Below are 19,656 nucleotides of genomic sequence, written 5' to 3'. Positions count from 1 at the left end.
TTTGTCTCCTCCATCCTTTAATCCTGTCTGCTCAATATCGTTTTAGGCTGAAGACGCAAAACCGTTAAGGATGGCAGCAGGGCAGACAGGGCTGCAATCAGAATGCCAATCATTGCAAGCATGGCAAGATCTTCTGCTGTGACGCTTACGTCCAATTCCTGAATGGTTTCAGCCTGCTCTGATTGAGCTTCAGGCATACCCGGCATTCCGCCCCCAAAGCGCATCCCCCCGCCGCGGAAGGATTCAGGTTCTGAGGTTTCCGCAGCTGACTGCAATTCCTGATTCAATAGCTGGTCGCTCACTTCTTTGGCCACGATATTGCCGCTGAGAGTAGCAATTCCGAGGGAAAGCGCCGCAACGAGAAGAATCTCAGCGATGAACTGGCCGGCCATTTTCCAGCGCCGTTCACCAATTGCCAAAAGGACGCCCATCTCATATTTGCGTTCACGAATCGACATCATCACAATCAGCCCCAAAATGATGGCACCTGCAATAGAGACAAGATAAACAATATTATTTGAAAAGCTTGCTACGTTCTCGATTGGCCCGACCATCTGCTGGTACAGCTGATCATTTGCATCAAGTTTAAAGGTTTCAAAATCAATGCTGCTCTCCTTTTTCGCCTGTGCGACAAAGCTTTCCATATCAGCAGGATCATCAATATAGTAAGTGGCACTGTCAATGGTCCCCTCATAGCCGCTGCCTTTAAGTGCAGCAGCATTGGTATAAGGCACATAAAGCTTGTTATATGGAATCATGGCAGTAAAGTCCATGCCCTGGTCAGAGCCTGTGGAAGCTGTTTGATAGATACCTTTGATTTGGAGCTCGAGTGTGGCCGAATCATCTCTTGGATTGGCCACTGTAATGGAGTCGCCCACCTTCAGTCCGTTTTCCTCTGCAAGAGTCTGTTCAATGAGAACAACGTTTTTTCCCAGGTCGTCTTCCGTAATATGTTCACCCTCGATGATTGAAGCAGTGCCGTCCATGAATTCCGCAGTGGAATCAGTAAAGCTTACTCCCTGAAGGCTGACGTCTCCCTGGGCCATCCCGCCGCCCATCCTGCCGCCCGGAGCAGCTGATTCTGTGGTGCCTTCTTCTGTTGTTCCTGACTCATTATTTGTGATTGGTTCAAAGCTTGAAGCAAGGGCGGTAGTAGAAGAATAGAAATTATAGCCTTTGATTTGTTCATATGAGGTCAGTTCTTCTGCTGCTTCTGCAGGAATCGGGGCAGACTGGAATCGCATGCGTTCTCCGTTCGTCTGCTGGGACTGCATCTGCTCGCGCATCTTTTCCATATCGACCTGCAGGGTGACGTTAGCGCCAAGCTTCTGCCGGGCAAGATCGCCAGATTTTTTGGCGGCAGTCTGAATGGATAGGCCGGCCAGAACCAGGACGCAAATGACAGTGAAAACAAAAATTTGCAGCAGGCTTTTACCTTTCCTGGCTTTCACGCTTAAAAAAGACCTTTTTAAAAAGTTCATACATTTCTCTCCTTTAGCCAAATTGGGTACAAGGCTAATCTTAAGAGGAATTTATGGCAAAAATGTGAACGAAGTATTGCCTAAAAAGGAATAAAAACAGGTGCCTGGCCCCGTATTGCATATCAGCGGGGAAGGCACCTGTTCTATTTCCGTTTCTTAAGGTAAAAAGCAATAGCGATGGCAGATGCCAGCAATAGAAGGGTGAGGAGAACATAAGGAACCAGATCCATCCAATGAGAAGGAGCCTCATGGGCAAAGGCTGCTTTTCGCCATTCATTGTCCGCAATTTCAACAGCTATGCCCTCGTCAGTTGGCAGATCCTTTATCTCAAAATAATTTGTACCAATCTGATATTCATTGGAAGCATTCCCGTAGTATTCTCCCGTCATGTCATCAGGGCGGGTTTCTACTTCGCCAATCTTCTCTCCGATTAGGCTTTCCGGCACGTTTTCATCTGTCACTTCATAAACATTTCCATCCCAGACGACGAAAGGGTAGGCCCAGCTTAATGCCTGGGCGGAAGCTGCGAAAATTATCAAAACGAATGGGAAAAGCAGCAGAGTTCTTTTCATCATCACATCTGCGGAGCTTCCATCCCCATCATGGCCCATTCCTCTTTGGCTGGGCCATAAACACCGGGAACCGTTAACCCGGCCTGGCGCATAAGGATGGTCATTTGCCCGCGATGGTGAATTTGGTGCTGGATGATGAAGAATAACAGCTGGCCGTTTGACATTCTTTGGCCGAAGAAGTCTTTTTCTTCGCTGAGAGTTTTATCTGTCCACTGCTCCTTGACTGCATGAGCGAGAGCGCTGCTCGCTTTTTGGTAGATATCAGAAATGAATTTGGCTGATTGGGGGACCGGATAGTCTTTGGCGGGTGCCTCAAAAGCCAGGCCGGTTTGAGAGGCCATTACACCGATTGCTGTTGCCGTATGCCAGGCAATCCTTCCCAGTGTCCAGTTCTGGGCTGTGACCTCCTGGGACAGGGATTCATCTGTCAGCTGGTCGAGGACCTTCTGTGTTGTATGTACTTCATAGTTCCATAGCTTTAAAAAACCATCCAATGTCTGAAACATCTTCATTCCTCCTTGCTTCAATTCTTCACCAATATATTCCCTGTCTGAAGAGATTTACCTGTTTTTTCAAGGAAATACTTTTGGTGTAATTGAAATGCTGCTGATGATGGACTTTTTTACAGAGTTGTAAAACGGTTTGCCTGCCCTGTAAAGATAATTAGGATGATAGGTGCGAAAAGCCTGGGGATGCAAAGATCCTTCCTTTAACCTTGCTAGTTTTCCAGCAGGTTCATGAGCGAGTGGATGATAGGTCAAATTCGGCCACTCGGCTTTCAGGTATTGGTCATATCGCGGTCCTGTGAAAAATAGAACCACGTCAGGCTTCAGGATCTCCAATTCTTCCCTGATCACAGGGAATGCTTCCTTTTGAATAGCTACCAGACTCTTCTTGGGAGCGCCTTTGCTGTTTTCCTTTCCTAGCTTGATAAGATTATTCCAGACTATCTCAACACGCTTGTCCGGGTAAGCTTCTTTTATATCCCCGGTATAATCTTTTACCGTGTTCCAAAAAGGCCCTCCATAGCGGAAGCACTTCCCCTCGCCAAAAAACCTGGAGTAGGTCCCCAGCAGCTCCTCTATGGATTTAGAGCCCAGGCTGCCTTCCCATGTATTCGTTTCCTGGCCCAAGAACATTACTTTTAAGTCGGCTTTTTGATATTGTTCCTCATCGTTTATTTTCAGAAGAAGAGGGTTGCTGAGATTGTTTCCTTCAAGAGAAGAGAGCATGCCTTTATAATATTTTTCGTATAAGTTATAAAGCTGTTTGTTTATCATCATATTCCCTTTCTTTTTTATCATATATGGATGACTTTACCACAAATTAGGGGCAGATGAAGGGTTGGTTAATTATCCTGCTTGCAAGGAGCATATTCTAAAAGGAGTTATGAGGAAATCATTAGGCACTGCTCACTTCAGCTCGGAACTTGAGCAGAATATCCTAATAAAATCTTACTTTTAACAAAGGATAAAACATGCCATATATCCTGTTTCCTGCAATTTACAATCACTTAACAGAATATCACAAGAAAATTAATACATCCTCATTATGCTGATAATTAGAAACTATCAATTAAAGGGGGATTTGAAATGAAGAATCATTTGAGGAATAAGGTTGCCGGGATTTCTGTGGCTGCGGCTGTTGCGTTTTCTTCTCTGGGATTTGCTGTAAACAATCACCTGGCTGAGGCAAAGGACAACAAGAAGAAAGAGCCTGCCAATGTCATTATGATGGTCATGGACGGGACAAGCGCAGGGGCCACTAACCTGGCGAGATGGTACAAAGGCGGGAATCTGGCGATGGATGAGATCCTCATCGGGGGGGTGCGCACCCATTCCGCAGAATCGGCAATCACGGATTCTGCACCTGCTGCAACGGCTTTAGCGACAGGCAATAAAAGCAATGACAAGGTAATCGGGCTTCTGCCTGCACTGGTGAATACACCGGGTGTCTCTCCAGTCAGCGAGAAGGATGCCCACAGACCGGTGGCCAATGTGCTCGAGGGGGCAAAGCTGGCTGGAAAGTCGACAGGAATCATTTCCACATCTGAAATTCAGCATGCAACGCCTGCAGGATTTTCATCACATGCGGCGCACCGCAGCAATTATCAGGACATTGCCGAGCAGCAGGTATACCAGGGCATTGATGTAGTCCTTGGCGGAGGCAAAGAATCTCTGGCACCAGGAACAACCAAGAATGCCCGCGTTGATGGCGAGAATCTATTGAATGTGATCAGCCAAAACGGCTACCAGTTTGTCGAGACAAAGGAAGCCCTCCTAAAATCGAAATCAAATAAAATCTGGGGCTCATTTGCGCCTTCCGCAATGGCCTATGACTTTGACCGAAAGGCTGCAAAGAGCAGCCAGCCTTCTCTGGCTGATATGACGAAAAAAGCGATCACAACGCTGGACAAGAACAAAGAAGGCTTCTTCCTGTTTGTTGAAGGAAGCAAGGTGGACTGGGCAGCGCATGCCAATGACACCGTCGGAATTCTTAGTGATGTACTGGCATTTGATGATGCAGTGAAAGAAGCACTCGATTTTGCGAAAAAAGACGGCAACACAATGGTCATCGCAGTCAGTGACCACGGAAACAGCGGAATCACAATGGGGAACGTCAACACAAACAGCAATTACCCGGAAATTCCTGTATCAGCTTATATCGACCCGCTGAAAAAAGCGTCCATGACACTTGAAGGGGCTTTAAGCCAACTGAAAGCAGACCGCTCAAACATGGAAAAAGTGGCCGGCCTGTACGGATTGGATAATCTGACAAAAGAAGAACTCGATAAATTGAAGGCGTCCGCAAACCTGCAGTCTGATATGGCCAAAATGCTCGCAAACCGCGCGAATATCGGCTTCTCGACTGGCGGGCATACCGGCGAGGATGTATTCTTGTACGCATATGGACCATCAAGGCCTTTTGGATTGATCGATAACACTGATATTGCTAAAGCAATGGCAAAGCATATGGGCTTCAACCTGAAATCCGTTACAGACAAGCTGTTCGTCAATGCGAAAGAGTCGTTTGAGAAAAAAGGCTACAAGACCCGCATTGATGTAACAGATGCGAACAACCCGGTCTTTATCGCAGAAAAAAGCAAGACAAAGATCGAACTGCCTGTGAACAAAAATATCGCTCATATCGTACAGAACAACAGGATTGTCACGAAAAAACTCGATGGCGTCACGGTCTTTAACGGAAAAGATTTCTATGTTTCCGAAAAGGCTTTGAATCTGTCTAAATAATGGTACAAGAGGTGCTTCCCCGGGGAGGCGCCTTTTTCTTTTTGTTAGAGAAGGAAAACGGAACGGTTGACAAACGACCCGTACGCTACTATTATATAAAAAATATTGCTGTATAATTTCATACCAAGCTATGAATGCCATGGGTCGTGCTGTGGCAGGAGCAGCTTCTGGAGAGACCGCGGGTTTCCGCGGCGCCGAAGGGTTCACCATCTCAGGCAAAAGGACAGAAGAGTATTGGATATACATTTGGCATGCTTTATGACTTGCCTTTATATTCGTTATTCTGATGATCAGGAGATTGGGGATTCCCCAGTCTCTTTTTTTATTGCAGTAAAACTTTGTGTTCAATAGTTCACATCTAAGGGGTCAGACCCCATTTTAAGAGGAGGAATCAGGAATGGCACAGCAGGAGTTAAAAAGAGATTTAGCCAATCGGCATGTACAGTTGATCGCGATTGGCGGCACGATTGGGACAGGGTTGTTCCTTGGGTCCGGAAAAGCGATCCAGCAGGCCGGCCCGTCCATCATCCTTGCATATCTGCTCGTCGGAACCGCCTTGTTTTTTGTCATGAGGGCACTTGGGGAGCTGCTCTTATCAAAAGCGGGCTATCAATCTTTCACAGATATCGCCGAAGATTATCTTGGGCCGCGGGCAGCTTTTGTGACAGGCTGGACCTATTGGTTCTGCTGGATCATGACCGCGATGGCCGATGTAATCGCAGTCGGCGTCTATGTTCAATACTGGTTCGACATCCCGCAATGGGTGCCGGCCATCATCTCCTTGATTATCCTGCTCGGATTCAACCTGCTGACGGTCAAGCTGTTCGGGGAGCTGGAGTTCTGGTTTGCCCTAATAAAAGTAATTACGATCCTTGGGCTGATCGCAGTCGGCATCTTCCTGCTGATCACCGGATTTAAGACCGATGCGGGAACCGTTTCGCTGAGCAATCTCTGGGAACATGGCGGAGCATTCCCGAACGGGGCGGCAGGATTCTTATTTTCCTTCCAGATGGTAGTCTTTGCCTTCGTTGGCGTGGAACTCGTTGGCGTTTCGGCAGCGGAAACGAGCAGCCCGCAGAAAAATATCCCGGCTGCCATCAATAAGATCCCGCTCCGCATCCTGTTTTTCTATGTAGGCGCCCTGATCGTCCTTTTGTCGATCAATCCATGGACAGACCTGAATGCAGCAGAAAGTCCCTTTGTGAAAACCTTCAGCCTCATCGGGATCCCGGTTGCAGCTGGAATCATCAATTTCGTCGTCCTGACTTCAGCTGCATCTGCCTGCAACAGCGGGCTGTTCTCAACGAGCCGGATTCTGTTCAGCCTAAGCAAAAACAATCAGGCACCGGCACGTCTGAACAGGCTGAATAAGCAGCATGTACCGGCCAACGCTCTGTGGCTGTCTGCCCTGGTCGTATCAGTGGGGGCTCTTTTAAGCAAGCTCTTGCCAGGACAGGCGTTTGCCATTGTGACCACCATCAGCGCAATCTGCTTCATCTGGGTATGGGGCGTCATCCTGATCTGCCATCTGAAGTATAAAAGAACGCGCCCTGAGCTGCATGCGGAATCTGCTTTCAAGGCACCGTTCACTCCATTAGTGAATTATCTCGTTCTCGCATTGTTTGCGATGATCCTCCTGATCATGCTGATTGCCGAAGAAACAAGGCCGGCGCTCCTGCTGACGCCTGTGTGGTTCCTTCTGCTGTATGTAGTCTATTTTTACAGAGGGAAGAAGAAGAAGGAAGAAGTGCCTGCGGTTAAAGGAGTACATTAAGATGGCCATGATTATCTCCCTGAATTATGCTATAAAGAAAGGGCATAGAAATCAGCCAAAGGAGATTGAATGATGGAGCAAGAATTGGTTCTATGGTCAGACAGGATTTCATATTTAACGCCTGTCGGCCCGACAGACAGGCCGATCCTGATGGCTGTCTCGGGGGATAAGCATACCTTAATGATAGATGCCGGCAATTCTGCGGCACACGCAAAGCTATTTTTGGAAAAATTAAAAGAAGCGGGTAGGCCGGAGCCAACTGTGGCAGCCATTACCCATTGGCATTGGGACCATATCTTTGGGCTTGAATCCCTGGATATCCCGTCGATTGCCTCTGTTGATACAAGGGTGGAGATGGAAAAACTGGTCCCATTTAAGTGGGATGACCGATCACTGGACGAGCGGGTTGAGGAGGGAATTGAGATCCAGTTCTGTGCGGATGCGATCAAGGAAGAATTCCCGCAGCAGGAACGGCCTATCCGGATCAGCCTGCCGGACATAACATTCAAGGATGAAATGACGATCGACCTTGGCGGCATCACCTGCGTCCTGAAGCAGGTGGGCGGAGACCACGCCCCTGATTCGGTCATTATTTATATAAAAGAAGAGAGGATCGCCTTTCTGGCCGATGCGACTGCGCCGAAGATGTATGCGCCAACCTGGCGTTTTACGGCCAAGGCAACACTCGACATGCTTGATAAAATTGAGATGTTCAATGCGGATACGTATATCATCTCCCACTGGAAGCCTATTACAAAAGAAGAATACCAGGCGGAGGCGAGTCTGCTCCGGACTCTGTCCCACTTAGTGGCAGCGTACGAAGGCGATCAGGACAAGATGAAAAAAGGCCTTGAAGCGTTTTACGGCCGGCCGCTTACCAATGAAGAACAAGAAACGCTCATGTACTTTGTGAATGGTTTTATAGGATAGGGGGATGAAGATGGCGAAAAAGAGATGGCTGGTGATCCTGCTGCTTCTATTAATTGCAGCAGGCGTATTGGATATCCTATTTGAGGGGCTGTTTTTTCAAATGCTGCCCGATTCAATCCAAACTAATTTAAGGGACATGCTTTAAGCCGAAAGGATGAGAAGATGCTGAAGGAAGTGTGTGTAGAAAATCTGACACTGATTCCCGAGAAGATCAGTAAAGGCGCCCAACGCGTGGAGCTGTGCGATAATCTTTCGGTCGGAGGGACAACCATAAGTCATGGTGTTGCGGTGAAGGCAATTGAATATTGCCGCGGGCATAACGTGGGAGTCATGGCAATGGTGAGGCCGAGGGGCGGAAATTTTGTCTATAGTGCGGAAGAGATTGAAATTATGAAAGAAGACATTGTCCACCTTGTGCAGCTCGGTGCAGATGGCGTGGTATTCGGCTGCCTGACAGAGGATCGCTGGATTGATGAGGGGGCAATGAAAGCTTTATTGGAGCTTGCGGAAGGGCTGGAGACTGTTTTTCATATGGCGTTTGACCATATCCTGCCGGACAAACAGCTGCAGGCCATCGATTGGCTCGCCGAGCATGGTGTGGACCGGATTTTGACGCATGGCGGGCCAGCGGATTCTGAGATCCTTGGGAATCTGCCGCGTCTTCAGGAGTATATGGATTATGCAGCCGGCCGGATTACCATTATGCCGGGCGGCGGGATTACGGATAAGAATCTGCCTGAGATTGCGGCGGAGCTGGATATTCGAGAGATTCATGGGACTAGGATTGTTGGGTAAGTGCGAATTAGTGGGAGGGGAGGCCGTGCTGGGGACGGTCTCTTTTTTTGTGTGCCCGCAAGATGGGCAGCTTGCAAATATATCGTGAAAGTCGCAAACAAAAAGGTAAAGTCGCAAATATCTTCCAGGAGTCGCAAATATCTCACGAAACTCGCAAATAAACTCGAAAACTCGCAAATAAGCGCCTGGAAATTCCTTCTGCCAGTTAAAAAAATCCCCCCGCAAACAGATAATGCCCTAACCAAGCATTCCCTTCTGAGGAATGTTGACAAAACGTCAACACTCTCTGTAATATTGATAGAAGTGATATAGCTAGAAAGGAAAGAGAGCATGGCAGAGAATAGCAAGGAAATTGGCGGGCTTCTGAAGGGGCTGCTGAAAGAGCGCTCACTTTCGATGAGAAAGCTGGGCCAGCTGGCGGGGATCGATCCAGCGGTGATCTCGAAGATCGTCAACGGAAAGCGCAAGGCGACCCCTGAGCATCTGCAGCGGTTTGCCGAGCATTTGAACGTTCCGATCTCCAGATTATATGAGGCCGCTGGCTATCCGCTCGGCCCCGCGTCAGAGCGCAATGACTCGATTGGCCAGATTCAGGATATCCTCAAAACGGCCCACCTGATGGACGGGGAATTCCGTCTTGAAGATGTGAAGGAAGAGCTGGCAAAATATGAAGAGCTTTCACAGACAGGGGAAGGGACCGGGAGGATTCTCAGCCAGTTTGATGAGAAGGTCAAAAAAGTGGCAGGCATGGGACCCTTTATCCAGCAGCTGCAGGAAATGTACGAGAAATTCTCCTTGAAAAAAGGCACGAAGACGGAGCTTGCCCTGATGGGAGGCGCCCTCCTTTATTTCATTGCCGCTGTTGACTGCATCCCGGATTACCTCTTTCCGGTCGGATATTTAGACGATGCCGTGGTGATCCATTGGGCCATGAACGCCCTTCCGATGAAAAAAACAAAGACTATATAAAGGATTGGAGATAACATGAGCAGACTAGCACGCAATAAAAAGAAAAAACGCGGATGGAAAGTATTCACTGTTCTGCTGCTGATGATTGTGGCAGCCGGCGGCTATTTCGCCTACCAATACCAGGCGGGTGTGGACATGGCTGACCCGGTGAAGGCGAAGCAAAAAGAAGAGGATATTGAGTTCAATGGGGTGAAAAGCCTTGATGATAAGATCAACGTCCTTTTGCTTGGAGTCGATGCACGTCCGGATGAAGAAAAGTCACGCACAGACTCTATCATGGTCGCACAATATGACCCGAAGGAAGGAACGGCCAAGGTTATTTCCGTCATGAGGGATATCTACACAGAAATCCCAGGCTATAAAAATTACAAACTCAACACTGCATTTTATCTGGGCGGACCGGACCTGCTCCGCGAAACGCTGAAAAATGATTTTGACCTGGATATTGAATATTATGCCCTGATCGACTTTAAAGGGTTTGAAAAAGTGGTTGATGCTCTTGCTCCGGAAGGGGTTGAAATCGATGTAGAGAAGCAGATGTCCGCTAATATCGGTGTCTCCCTCGAGCCTGGGCTCCAAAGGCTGAATGGGCAGGAACTGCTTGGATATGCCCGCTTCCGCAAAGATGCCGAAGCTGATTTCGGACGGGTCCGCCGCCAGCAGCAGGTCATCAATGCCATGAAGGATCAGCTCCTGAGTGCTAATGGCGTCCTTAAACTGCCTAAGATGCTCGGCACCGTGCAGCCCTATATTCAGACAAACCTTAAGGGTGCAGACCTTCTCGGCTTAATGAAGAGCCTTGCCCTGAAGCAGCCGGAGACAGTGGAGACTCTGACCGTTCCTGTTGAAAACTCATATACCAATGAAAGATATGACGGAATCGGGCTGGCGCTCGATATCGACTTTGAACAAAATACAGAAGCCATCCAGGCGTTCCTGGATGGAGAACCAGCCAGTGTTGAAACCGGCACAACCGCTGAATAAAGAAAGAGCTGCAGCCTTCCAGGGGGGAGTGCTGCAGCTTTTTTCTATTCACTCTGAAAAAGTCCCGGCAGCATAACATGCTGATTGAGCCCAGGTTTATTTGAGATAACTTCTAGAAATTAAATGAAGATGCAGAGGGATTTTCACAGGTGAAGTAGCTTTTGGTCTAATTTTTTATTTGAATATGGGGTTTCTTCATTTTTAATTCACTGATAAATCCATCTAAGTTCTTAGGTGAAATCTGTATTGTATTATATTTTCCATAGTTGACTTCAATTCTATCTATGGAAAGCGAGGGAGCTGTAAAAGGATTATTTGTTTTTCTAATGCTTCGAATCTCACTAATGTCGATTTCCTTCTTATAAGGGCCAGATTGTATTTGGAGAGAATCGTTTTTTATTGTATATCCGGTTTTGAACCAAATCCATAATAAACAGAAACCAACTGACCAGAGGACAACTATCTTTATCCATTGTTTATCAAGGAATTCAGGTGTCAGCCATACTCCGAAATCAGGGGAAAATACAGGCGGGATAATAAAAAGAAAAGCAAATAGCCAAATAAGTATGGTCAGCCAGGAGTCCTTTCGGGACGGAAAATACATACAAGCACCTCCATGTTTTATTACGAATGAAACATGTTAAGGTTTCAAGAGTACTTGAGCCTTATCAATCTGCCTGTACCTGGTTAAAGGTGGATTTTTGAATATTTCATTTTAAAAGCAGCTTGGCCTGCTGCTTTTAAAATAAAAGAAACCTGGACGCAACGTCCAGGCTTTTCTCTTTTAAGCACCTTTTACAGCAGCATGGACGCCAGCAATATTTTGCTTATGCGCCATCCTCCGATAAACCAGCGCCACAATCAGCGAAGGCACCGTACACACCAGCATCCCGAGGAAGGCATATCTTGGCTCAATCTCATACAGGTATCCGCCAAAGATGGTGAATACTGCCGTGCTCCAGCTGAGGGCGAGCGCAGAGTAGATGCCCTGGGCGATCGGGACATCCTTCGGCGGGATGTACTGGATCATGTATTTCATGAATGCATAATGCCCCATGGCGAAGGAGAGAGCGTGCAGCAGCTGCGACACCGAGAACATCGCTACATTCGGGAAGGCGAACACAAGGATCCAGCGAACGGTGCTGCCGAGAGCCGCTAGTGCCAGCAGGGAACCGGGTGAAACATTGCGGAAGACGCGGTCGGCGACAAGGAAGAACAGGATTTCTGCGACGACCCCAATATTCAGGATCGCTCCGATCATGTATTTCGGCGCGTCGATTTCCTGCAGAAAAATGTAGCCATAGTTGTAATAAGAGGCATGTGCCGCCTGCAGCAGGATGACGATCACGAGCACAATCCCGAAGTGCTGGGCCTTGAATGGCCTCAGCAGCGAGCCTCTGCTCCTGGCGTCCGCCTTTGGCTTCTGGGACAGCACATCAGGAGCCTGCATCATCCCCAGGCAGGTTAGCATAAATACACCGAATAGCAGCCCCCAAAGAATGAAGCCGTCCCCGAACCGGCCAGTGAACATCGTCAGGATCAGACCGCTGATAATGAACCCCAGAGATCCCCATGAGCGGCTCTTCCCGTAATTCTTCAGCTGCTTATGCTGCACAAGCACACCGGCAGCCGTGTCCATCGCCGGCATCAGGGTCGGATAAAAGAAGTGCAGAAAAAGAACTGCAGCAAGCAAAGTCGAATACGAATCAGCCGGGATGCAAAGCAGCAGGATAACGAAAGTCCCGATGCCCATTCCATTGATCAATACCTTGCTGCTGAATTTCCCTGACAGATAGGGGAAGGCAAACAGTGTTGACAAGCCGCGCACTACAAGCCCCAGGCTCATAATCAGGCTAGCCTGGCCAACCGTCATTCCCTTTGTATGGATCATCCATCCGGTCCAATAGGGAAGAAAGATCCCCCAGGTAAAAAAGAAACTAAAAAATTGTCTACTCATCCAGCGTTGTGAATTCATCGTTCATTCCTCCAATGATTGCATCATACCAAGAGGAAAAGTAAAATAATATGAGATATCTCATATTTTGAGGTTGTTTTGAGAGAAAAAGGAAGCGGGGATGCAAAATGAAAAAAGTTCAGCAGAAAGAAAAGCAGCGTCACCTTGAGAAGCACAGCATTGCCCATCTTTTCTCATTTCCTATCGAAGAAGGCATCGAAGTCCACGAATACCAGCGCGACGAATGGATCATACGCGAAGGTATGCGCCCTGATTACCTCTTTTATGTTATCGAAGGAAAAGCCAAAATTTACATCACCTATCAAAACGGCAAAGTCTCTCTCATCAATTTCATTAACACTCATGACTATATCGGCGAGATGGAGCTTTTGCATGAGGTCTACTACACAAAAGGCATCCAGGCCTCCACCCGCACCATCTGCTTTGCCATTCCCCTAACCCAATACCGTAATCAAATGCTCGAGGACACGCTATTCCTGCGTGAACTCACCAAATTCCTCAGCCTCAAAGCCACCAATATGGCTGCTAAATACTCCCAAAGCCTCGCCTTCCCGCTCGAAAACCGCCTTGCAGACTTCATCCTGCAAACAGCGGACGGGGATTTGTATAAAGAGAAGCATGTAACCGTCTGCGACTTCCTCGGAGTTTCCTATCGGCACCTGCTGCATGTACTCGCCCAGTTCTGTGAACAGGGATACCTGCGGAAAGAAGGAATGCGATATCTAGTTGAATCCCGGGGAAGACTGGAGGAATTGGCTGGGGTTTTGAGGAACCAGGGGGACGGGTCCCTTGGCTCTTTTTAAGAATGGGCCAGGGGGTCTGTCCCCCTGGTTTTTATGTTCCATGTGAAACAATCCTGCTGGGCAATTTTGGTGGTAAGAGCAATTTTGCAACGAGAAGTCCTTTTGCAATCAGTAACTGGATTTTTTCCTCTTATCTGGATACCTTATAAAGATAGGAACCGTTCAGGGTGAGGTGAAGTTCATTTATGTTATCGAGGCGGCATGTGGTATTTAATTTATCGATCATTATGATCCCTTGGTTTTCGCTGCTGTTTATCGGTAAGCGCAGCTTCAAGCGATATGGAATTGCAGGCGCGATCATCAGTATATTTGAGATAACGAACCATCTTTATGGACGTCACAAAAAGTGGTGGAAATTTTATGATCAGCCTAAATCATTTATAAGGGATGAATTGCCATTTGATATAGGTCCTTATATGCCAGTTTCTCTGTGGATCCTTAAATATTCATACGGCAATTTTAAAAAATTCATCCTGCTAAATGCTCTTTTTCATGTGGTTTTCGCATGGGTTTTCCTGCCATTTCTCAAGAAGGTAAAGATTGTCCGCCTAACTCGTATCAGCTATTTCCAGTTCTTTCTCTATATCCACTATAAAGCGTATTTATTGTATGCTTTACAACATTTAATTGAGAAGATGCGTTTTAGCCGGTAGAATCTTGAAAGCTGGCGCGGCACTGTCTTAAGAGGAGGTTATCCGTTTGTCTTTATCACACTGCTAAAAGCCTGTTACCAATGAGGGGGACAGGCTTTTTTTTATATGGTAAGAGAAAGTACTTTCCACTAAATGGTATAATGATGTTAAAAAAACAGGGGTGCGGAATGGGACATAATCTCATCAACGTAAAGGAACGGATGGATTATTATCAGGTAAAGGGGCTGAGTCTGGCGCTGATTGAAAATGGCCAGATCAGCAGGCTGGACCAATATGGGCTGTTGGAAGCGGGAACTGACAATGCTGTGCAGGCAGAATCTATATTCAATGCCTGCTCAATAAGCAAGTTCCTGACAGGAATGCTGGTGATGGTGTTAGCGGAACGAGGGGTTCTTCATTTGGATGAGGATATCAATCACAGGCTGCAAAGCTGGAAGGTTCCTGATAATAGGGTCACTGTGGAAAAAAAGGTCACCCTGCGCCAGCTGCTCAGCCATCAATCAGGAGTGGTGGATCCGGCGGGAAGTTTTATGGAGTTGGGTTTTAGAAACGAAGCATCCTCAATGGCTGAGCTGCTGGAAGGAAAAACAGCATATTGCAGTGTCCCCATAGAGGCGGCATATGTGCCAGGGAGTGAATTTCATTACTCAGATGCCGGCTATTGCATTGTGCAGCTGCTGATTGAAGATGTGACTGGAAGATCATTTGAGGAGCTCGCATATGAGTTGATTTTTGAGCCATTAAAAATGGAGAACAGCTCTTTTCCAAGGATGATTTCGGGTAAGGATTATGCTTGCGGACATGACAAAAATGGACAGTTGATTGAGGAAAAGTACTCTGTTTATCCATATCCAGCGGCATCTGGGCTATGGACAGCCCCTGCTGAATTAGCCGGGCTGGTTATTGAGTTGATGAATGCAATAAATGGTGAGAGCAAAATAGGTCTCTCTGCAGAGAAAGCAAAGGAAATAATCCAGCAGCAAGGCAAAGACTGGGCAGGTCTGGGTGTGTTTTTAGACGGATCGGATAAAGAGCTTGAAATCTCCTCTCTTGGATGGGGAGTCGGCTTTCAATGTATGATGGCTGCTTATCCATATAAGGGGGCCGGCCTTGTCATCATGATGAATACGGACTCGGGGGTTCATCAGATGAAGGGGATTATTGGGGAGATTTATCGATCTTTATTTTGAATCAGTAGGCTGCTTACGGCCTTTACATACTTAAAAAAGGTGCCTGTACCCAAATTGGGGACAGGTTCTTTTCATTCACCGGCTCCAAGAAGGAAATCCACCTCTCCCTGCCGAAATAGAGCTTTAAGCGGAAAATGAAAGTGAGGATGACAATGCTTGAAGTCTATAATCGCTTAGACGAATTCACCAAAATGCATGATGAATTTATTCGCGGCTGGAGCCATGCTATGAACTCAGGGGATACATCCCTGGCAGAAAAGATGGCCGATGATTATTATGTGGCCTTTTTCAATGGCGGGAATGAAAAACCAGTCTTTTTTACGAAGCGAGCAGCGGTAGACGGCATGAGACAATCGATCCGGCATTTTCGGGGTGCGGAGAAGAGGTTTGAGAACAGGGTCATCAGACTAAGAAATAACGAAAATGCTGTCGTGTTTTATGAGCAGTTGATTGTGAAGGATGGAGAGGTACTGGCAAGGTTGTTTACCAATTGAAAATTGGGGCCTGATTAACGGAGATGGATGGTTATAAGGGAGATAGAAGAAGCAGTTAATTAGCCAACAGCATTTTATAGTTGAAAGGGGAAATCATTTTGAAGCAGACATTATTGGTGATTGATGCCCAGCAGGCATTGATTGATGGAAGTCATGGTGAGAGCAGTCCGGTTTTTAATAAAGAGCAGCTGATCCGAAATATCAATCTGGTTATTGGCAAAGCAAGGGAAAAGGATATTCCGGCTGTATTTGTCAGAGACCTTGATATTGCAGGTGGGGAAGGAGAAGGATTTCAGGTCCATAATGGAATTGAAGTTCCTGAGGATGCGGTAACTTTCAATAAGACGGCCACTAATTCTTTCCATGGGACAGGGCTCTTAGAGCATTTGCGTTCCCAAGAAATTGAGCATCTTGTGATTATGGGCTGTGCTACGCAGTATTGCATTGACACTGCGGTCAGGACGGCCACAGTCAGCGGATTTGATGTCACTTTAGTGGGGGATGGCCATTCAACAGCGGACAGTGACGTGCTGCCGGCCGAACAGATCATCAAGCACCATAACAAGACCTTGCATGGCCATTACAATGTAGAGCATTTCTCCGTTGTCAGGAATGCCGAAGAAGATCTGTTCAATCCTATTCATGACTCGCATAGATAAGAGCCAAGGGGACAGGTCCCTTGGCTCTTTTTGAGGTTGGGTCTAGGGACCTGTCCCCTTGGCTCAAGTCAGGCCATGGGACCTGACCCCCTGGCTCACAACAGCTTCGAGCGCTCAGAAGGAATTGCAGATGGATAGTGGAGGTTAAAGAATGGGTGTTAGCTATTTGCAAAACTGTAAGAAATGCCATGCTCCATTCAACTGGCGGAAAAAATATCGTATTTTATGGAGAGAAGTAAACCAGCCAGTAATATGTGACAACTGTGGCTCTGAACACTATGTAACATTGGGGGGAAGGCTGGTAAATACTTTTTTTGTAATAGGGCCATTGACTATTTTTGCCGGTATCATAGCTCCCTTTGACAACATTTATTTAGACCTCGGCGGTGGAATTCTGCTGGCCTTTTTAGGTTCACTGCTGGTTCCTTATTTTACAAAATTAAAAGTTGAAGGTGAAAGTTTGTATTCAGACTAAAGGGGATGCTATAGGTTTTTCTGTATAAATAAAGGCAACGTATCGTTAAAGGGGTGGTTGTTTGGCCAAAAAGCTTAGCGTTTTGTTCATTTTACTGGTTTTCGTATTATCTGCGTGTTCTAGCTTCAAGAATGCAGTCGGCGGATGTCCGGATGCAGAGATATCCTGGGTAGATGTAGTGATGATAAATGGCATTAAATACGAGGGTGAAGATGAAGGGTTATCGGAAGGAGAAGCTCCAGAAAAAGGGCAAAAAATAGGCGAAGTCAGGTATATGTTAGCAGACAACGCCTGTTCCAATCATAAGCTGAGAAATGGTGATGCTGCATTTCTTCCTGTTGGGACAGAAATTTTTGAAATTGCCGGGTACAGATCTGATTTCAGAGTGCTTGCGGGCAATAAAGTTTATCAAGTCAGTGAAAACAAGAAAGCGAAGACAATCTCAGAACTATTAGATATAGAAGGCAAGGTGAAGAAGATGAGCCTTGAAAGCGACTATGATGGGAGTCATGTATCTGATTTTACAGAGCAGGAAACAGTTGATTTCGTTGAAGAATTCCTTTCACTGAAATATGCAGGTTATGATAAAGCTCACAAGAAAATTAACAGTGATAATAGAGTGTTTTTGAGGATCCACCTTATGGATGGTTCGTCTTTTAACTTCGTTTATTGGCCGGATGAAAATGTATTGAATTTGGGTGCTTTTGGGACAGAGGAAATGAAAGAAATTGTGCTTGGCAGAAAAGGGATTGAGGAATAGCGGGAAAGCTTTGAGCCATGGGGACAGGTCCCTTGGCTCTTTTTGAAACTGGGCCAAGGGACCTGTCCCTGTGGCTCTTTAAGGAGGCGGGTATATAGTGAGTAATCCGAATCGAATTAAGATTAAAAATTAATCTAAGTTCCTATTGTTTCTTATCGTAGTCGTCGGCCTCTCATATCTGTTAGTTTATAATTGCCGAATCGATTTGACCTTATATTTCACCAGAAAGATAGTATCACCATAAAGTCGTTTAATCTATTTGGAGTTGCAAAGGACATTTCAACTGTATCATTTCCTGAAGAAGAGGTATGGAAACTCCAGGAGATCGCTTACGAAATAAATGACAAAAAGAATTCCTATGGTTTCCAGAGATGAGCCAAGGGACCTGTCCCCCTGGCTCACCGAATCAATCCTCCGCTCCTGGCCTTCTTCACCCATTCCGGATACTCCTGCATCAGCAAGTCATAAAGCTCTTCTTCCGCTATTGCCTTCGGGTCTTCGACGCTGAAGAAGTCGGCATTGTCGAGGTAGCGCCCGTCCATGTTGTCCAGTTCTTCGAGGAAGGTGAAATCAGATTGGAACATGGCCTTGAAGAATCCGCGCCGGCCTTTCTTTTTGCTTGCGTCGCGGTTGGATTTGCCGATGGCCATGAATTGCCAGAAAATCGGTTCGTAGGAAGAGTTCTGAATGTGATTCCGCGTTTCACGTTCATCAAAGGTGGCGCCATCTGTTACAAACATGACATATACCGGCATATTACGGGCTTCCGGACTGGAGCGTTTTCCTGCAGATCCGAAATAATGCTGGCGAATTTCTTTCATTACCTTCCCGTAATAGGTGCCGCCTTCGAGCGGATACGCCTGGTTCAGCCTGTTTACAAAGCCATTAAAATTATCGATGGTCAGCTCATCGGCATGATGGGCATTTTGGCCGAACAGGAAGATATCAATCGAGCCATCGTCATCGAACCTTGTGCCAAGTGCCAAAATCCGCTCGGCAAATTCCTGGATCTTCCCGGAACGGTACAGGCCTGCCATGGAGCCGGAAATATCGAGGCATAATGCCACCTTGGCGTTATGGTCCTGAAGGCCTGCCTTTTCAAGGGACACTTTCACTTTTTTCGAGAGATCGAGAATTTTTGGCGCCTTCTGCTCCATCTTCTTTTCCAGCATGACTTTTTTGCTGTTGGCGGGGTGCTGTGCCGGAGTCGGCTGGGCCGGCGTTGCTTGTTGGGCGTGAGGCGTGGCTGGTGCTATTTCTGGCACCGGCTGCTGCGCCGGTCCGCTCTCATCTTCGGCCACTTCTCCGCCAAAATGCTGAAGGAGTGCGGCCAGGCCTCCATCAAATCCTTTTCCCACCGAGGCAATTCGCCAAATATCCTTCAAGTATAACTCGCCAATTATGATTGCTTTTTCATTTTGAAAATCGCTGCCTGTGAAGCTGTACTGCAAAATGGGCTGTCCGTCCGCTTTCACAGTGAGGGTACCGGATGAAACCAACGACATGGTACCTTCTCCATCAATTGCTGCCGTAAACACTAGGTTCTTTACGGATGGATGCAGCTTGTCCAGATCGATTTCATATGTACCAGCTCCGCTGCTGTGGGCTTTCATGCTAATTTCCCCGGCAGGTGACTGAAGCTGATTATAAAAGATCATATATCTATCATCTGAAAGCTTTTTATCTCCATCCAGGCCGAAGCATGTAACATCAACCTCCATCCCGGACTGAACCTCAACTGCAACCTCCAGCTGTTTAGAAGAACTAAAGTCATCAAGCTTTGCTCTCTCACCGCGCACTAATAGTCTCATAGAAAAACTCCTTTTAATCTCTTTTTCTGTATTTTACACATTGTGGCAATTCATTTCCATTGTGAGCCAGGGGGACAGGT

The 19,656-nt window shown here is 46.9% G+C and carries 21 protein-coding genes and 1 riboswitch; of the genes, 14 read left to right on the top strand and 7 right to left on the bottom strand.

Annotation, left to right across the window (positions count from 1 at the left end; genetic code table 11):
* Positions 1-17 precede the first annotated feature (17 nt).
* The 4 genes from ABU165_RS21565 to ABU165_RS21550 form a co-directional block, all read right to left on the bottom strand.
* Positions 18-1,481: an ABC transporter permease gene (locus tag ABU165_RS21565; RefSeq protein ID WP_129613096.1), complete on the bottom strand. Its 1,464-nt coding sequence runs from the start codon at positions 1,479-1,481 to the stop codon at positions 18-20.
* Between the two features lie 143 nt (positions 1,482-1,624).
* On the bottom strand, positions 1,625-2,056 hold the full coding sequence (locus tag ABU165_RS21560) for a hypothetical protein (protein ID WP_318060949.1): 432 nt from the start codon (positions 2,054-2,056) through the stop codon (positions 1,625-1,627).
* The gene (locus ABU165_RS21555) at positions 2,056-2,559 is read right to left on the bottom strand and encodes a DinB family protein (RefSeq protein ID WP_009794651.1); all 504 of its coding nucleotides are present in this window, start codon (positions 2,557-2,559) and stop codon (positions 2,056-2,058) included. The genes ABU165_RS21560 and ABU165_RS21555 overlap by 1 nt, the downstream gene beginning before the upstream one ends.
* 66 nt (positions 2,560-2,625) lie before the next feature.
* Positions 2,626-3,333 (bottom strand): uracil-DNA glycosylase family protein, encoded by a 708-nt coding sequence (locus tag ABU165_RS21550; RefSeq protein ID WP_353762687.1) that lies wholly within the window; start codon positions 3,331-3,333, stop codon positions 2,626-2,628.
* Between the two features lie 312 nt (positions 3,334-3,645).
* Between ABU165_RS21550 and ABU165_RS21545 the strand changes: the two genes are divergently transcribed.
* The 7 genes from ABU165_RS21545 to ABU165_RS21515 all read left to right on the top strand — a co-directional run bounded on the left by ABU165_RS21545 (position 3,646) and on the right by ABU165_RS21515 (position 10,756).
* Positions 3,646-5,304, top strand: coding sequence for an alkaline phosphatase (locus ABU165_RS21545; RefSeq protein WP_009794649.1), 1,659 nt, complete (start codon positions 3,646-3,648; stop codon positions 5,302-5,304).
* Between the two features lie 157 nt (positions 5,305-5,461).
* A riboswitch (glycine riboswitch) is annotated at positions 5,462-5,541 on the top strand.
* 160 nt (positions 5,542-5,701) lie between these two features.
* Positions 5,702-7,078 (top strand): amino acid permease, encoded by a 1,377-nt coding sequence (locus ABU165_RS21540; RefSeq protein ID WP_129613100.1) that lies wholly within the window; start codon positions 5,702-5,704, stop codon positions 7,076-7,078.
* Between the two features lie 69 nt (positions 7,079-7,147).
* Positions 7,148-8,008, top strand: coding sequence for an MBL fold metallo-hydrolase (locus tag ABU165_RS21535; protein WP_094767828.1), 861 nt, complete (start codon positions 7,148-7,150; stop codon positions 8,006-8,008).
* Between the two features lie 10 nt (positions 8,009-8,018).
* Entirely contained in the window at positions 8,019-8,153 is a 135-nt protein-coding gene (locus ABU165_RS21530) for a hypothetical protein (protein WP_009794643.1), read from the top strand.
* Between the two features lie 17 nt (positions 8,154-8,170).
* On the top strand, positions 8,171-8,803 hold the full coding sequence (locus ABU165_RS21525; protein ID WP_253618951.1) for a copper homeostasis protein CutC: 633 nt from the start codon (positions 8,171-8,173) through the stop codon (positions 8,801-8,803).
* A 330-nt stretch (positions 8,804-9,133) separates the two neighbouring features.
* The gene (locus ABU165_RS21520) at positions 9,134-9,772 is read left to right on the top strand and encodes a helix-turn-helix domain-containing protein (RefSeq protein WP_148950013.1); all 639 of its coding nucleotides are present in this window, start codon (positions 9,134-9,136) and stop codon (positions 9,770-9,772) included.
* Positions 9,773-9,787: 15 nt separating this feature from the next.
* Positions 9,788-10,756 (top strand): LCP family protein, encoded by a 969-nt coding sequence (locus ABU165_RS21515; RefSeq protein WP_318060951.1) that lies wholly within the window; start codon positions 9,788-9,790, stop codon positions 10,754-10,756.
* Positions 10,757-10,922: 166 nt separating this feature from the next.
* Here the strand turns inward: ABU165_RS21515 and ABU165_RS21510 are convergent, their stop codons facing one another.
* Complete coding sequence (locus ABU165_RS21510) at positions 10,923-11,360, bottom strand: PH domain-containing protein (RefSeq protein WP_101548564.1); 438 nt, start codon at positions 11,358-11,360, stop codon at positions 10,923-10,925.
* Positions 11,361-11,540: 180 nt separating this feature from the next.
* Positions 11,541-12,731 (bottom strand): MFS transporter, encoded by a 1,191-nt coding sequence (locus ABU165_RS21505; RefSeq protein ID WP_101548566.1) that lies wholly within the window; start codon positions 12,729-12,731, stop codon positions 11,541-11,543.
* A 107-nt stretch (positions 12,732-12,838) separates the two neighbouring features.
* Between ABU165_RS21505 and yeiL the strand changes: the two genes are divergently transcribed.
* The 7 genes from yeiL to ABU165_RS21470 all read left to right on the top strand — a co-directional run bounded on the left by yeiL (position 12,839) and on the right by ABU165_RS21470 (position 17,765).
* Positions 12,839-13,534: a transcriptional regulator YeiL gene (gene yeiL / locus ABU165_RS21500; RefSeq protein WP_009794633.1), complete on the top strand. Its 696-nt coding sequence runs from the start codon at positions 12,839-12,841 to the stop codon at positions 13,532-13,534.
* A gap of 185 nt (positions 13,535-13,719) precedes the next feature.
* Positions 13,720-14,187, top strand: coding sequence for a hypothetical protein (locus tag ABU165_RS21495; protein WP_022544611.1), 468 nt, complete (start codon positions 13,720-13,722; stop codon positions 14,185-14,187).
* Between the two features lie 167 nt (positions 14,188-14,354).
* Complete coding sequence (locus tag ABU165_RS21490) at positions 14,355-15,377, top strand: serine hydrolase domain-containing protein (RefSeq protein ID WP_318060952.1); 1,023 nt, start codon at positions 14,355-14,357, stop codon at positions 15,375-15,377.
* 152 nt (positions 15,378-15,529) lie between these two features.
* Positions 15,530-15,871 (top strand): hypothetical protein, encoded by a 342-nt coding sequence (locus tag ABU165_RS21485; protein ID WP_224948605.1) that lies wholly within the window; start codon positions 15,530-15,532, stop codon positions 15,869-15,871.
* A gap of 98 nt (positions 15,872-15,969) precedes the next feature.
* Positions 15,970-16,530 carry a cysteine hydrolase family protein gene (locus ABU165_RS21480; RefSeq protein ID WP_129613104.1) on the top strand — a complete coding sequence of 187 codons (561 nt, stop codon included), beginning with the start codon at positions 15,970-15,972 and terminating at the stop codon, positions 16,528-16,530.
* Between the two features lie 151 nt (positions 16,531-16,681).
* Positions 16,682-17,005: a TIGR04104 family putative zinc finger protein gene (locus ABU165_RS21475; protein ID WP_318060953.1), complete on the top strand. Its 324-nt coding sequence runs from the start codon at positions 16,682-16,684 to the stop codon at positions 17,003-17,005.
* 61 nt (positions 17,006-17,066) lie between these two features.
* Positions 17,067-17,765 carry a hypothetical protein gene (locus tag ABU165_RS21470; RefSeq protein ID WP_009794626.1) on the top strand — a complete coding sequence of 233 codons (699 nt, stop codon included), beginning with the start codon at positions 17,067-17,069 and terminating at the stop codon, positions 17,763-17,765.
* A gap of 398 nt (positions 17,766-18,163) precedes the next feature.
* Here the strand turns inward: ABU165_RS21470 and ABU165_RS21465 are convergent, their stop codons facing one another.
* Positions 18,164-19,576: a VWA domain-containing protein gene (locus tag ABU165_RS21465; RefSeq protein WP_318060954.1), complete on the bottom strand. Its 1,413-nt coding sequence runs from the start codon at positions 19,574-19,576 to the stop codon at positions 18,164-18,166.
* Positions 19,577-19,656: the final 80 nt, after the last annotated feature.

Origin of the sequence: Cytobacillus sp. T106 (assembly GCF_040492155.1) — a bacterium.
In the GTDB taxonomy this organism is placed as follows: Bacteria; Bacillota; Bacilli; order Bacillales; family Cytobacillaceae; genus Bacillus_AB; species Bacillus_AB infantis.
This window is presented reverse-complemented; position numbering and strand designations above follow the sequence as displayed.

Excerpts from the sequence above, each read along its gene's own strand:
- ABU165_RS21565 (WP_129613096.1), bottom strand. The coding sequence starts at position 1,481 with ATGAACTTTTTAAAAAGGTCTTTTTTAAGCGTGAAAGCCAGGAAAGGT.
- ABU165_RS21560 (WP_318060949.1), bottom strand. The coding sequence starts at position 2,056 with ATGATGAAAAGAACTCTGCTGCTTTTCCCATTCGTTTTGATAATTTTC.
- ABU165_RS21555 (WP_009794651.1), bottom strand. The coding sequence starts at position 2,559 with ATGTTTCAGACATTGGATGGTTTTTTAAAGCTATGGAACTATGAAGTA.
- ABU165_RS21550 (WP_353762687.1), bottom strand. The coding sequence starts at position 3,333 with ATGATAAACAAACAGCTTTATAACTTATACGAAAAATATTATAAAGGC.
- ABU165_RS21545 (WP_009794649.1), top strand. The coding sequence starts at position 3,646 with ATGAAGAATCATTTGAGGAATAAGGTTGCCGGGATTTCTGTGGCTGCG.
- ABU165_RS21540 (WP_129613100.1), top strand. The coding sequence starts at position 5,702 with ATGGCACAGCAGGAGTTAAAAAGAGATTTAGCCAATCGGCATGTACAG.
- ABU165_RS21535 (WP_094767828.1), top strand. The coding sequence starts at position 7,148 with ATGATGGAGCAAGAATTGGTTCTATGGTCAGACAGGATTTCATATTTA.
- ABU165_RS21530 (WP_009794643.1), top strand. The coding sequence starts at position 8,019 with ATGGCGAAAAAGAGATGGCTGGTGATCCTGCTGCTTCTATTAATTGCA.
- ABU165_RS21525 (WP_253618951.1), top strand. The coding sequence starts at position 8,171 with ATGCTGAAGGAAGTGTGTGTAGAAAATCTGACACTGATTCCCGAGAAG.
- ABU165_RS21520 (WP_148950013.1), top strand. The coding sequence starts at position 9,134 with ATGGCAGAGAATAGCAAGGAAATTGGCGGGCTTCTGAAGGGGCTGCTG.
- ABU165_RS21515 (WP_318060951.1), top strand. The coding sequence starts at position 9,788 with ATGAGCAGACTAGCACGCAATAAAAAGAAAAAACGCGGATGGAAAGTA.
- ABU165_RS21510 (WP_101548564.1), bottom strand. The coding sequence starts at position 11,360 with ATGTATTTTCCGTCCCGAAAGGACTCCTGGCTGACCATACTTATTTGG.
- ABU165_RS21505 (WP_101548566.1), bottom strand. The coding sequence starts at position 12,731 with ATGAATTCACAACGCTGGATGAGTAGACAATTTTTTAGTTTCTTTTTT.
- yeiL (WP_009794633.1), top strand. The coding sequence starts at position 12,839 with ATGAAAAAAGTTCAGCAGAAAGAAAAGCAGCGTCACCTTGAGAAGCAC.
- ABU165_RS21495 (WP_022544611.1), top strand. The coding sequence starts at position 13,720 with ATGTTATCGAGGCGGCATGTGGTATTTAATTTATCGATCATTATGATC.
- ABU165_RS21490 (WP_318060952.1), top strand. The coding sequence starts at position 14,355 with ATGGGACATAATCTCATCAACGTAAAGGAACGGATGGATTATTATCAG.
- ABU165_RS21485 (WP_224948605.1), top strand. The coding sequence starts at position 15,530 with ATGCTTGAAGTCTATAATCGCTTAGACGAATTCACCAAAATGCATGAT.
- ABU165_RS21475 (WP_318060953.1), top strand. The coding sequence starts at position 16,682 with ATGGGTGTTAGCTATTTGCAAAACTGTAAGAAATGCCATGCTCCATTC.
- ABU165_RS21465 (WP_318060954.1), bottom strand. The coding sequence starts at position 19,576 with ATGAGACTATTAGTGCGCGGTGAGAGAGCAAAGCTTGATGACTTTAGT.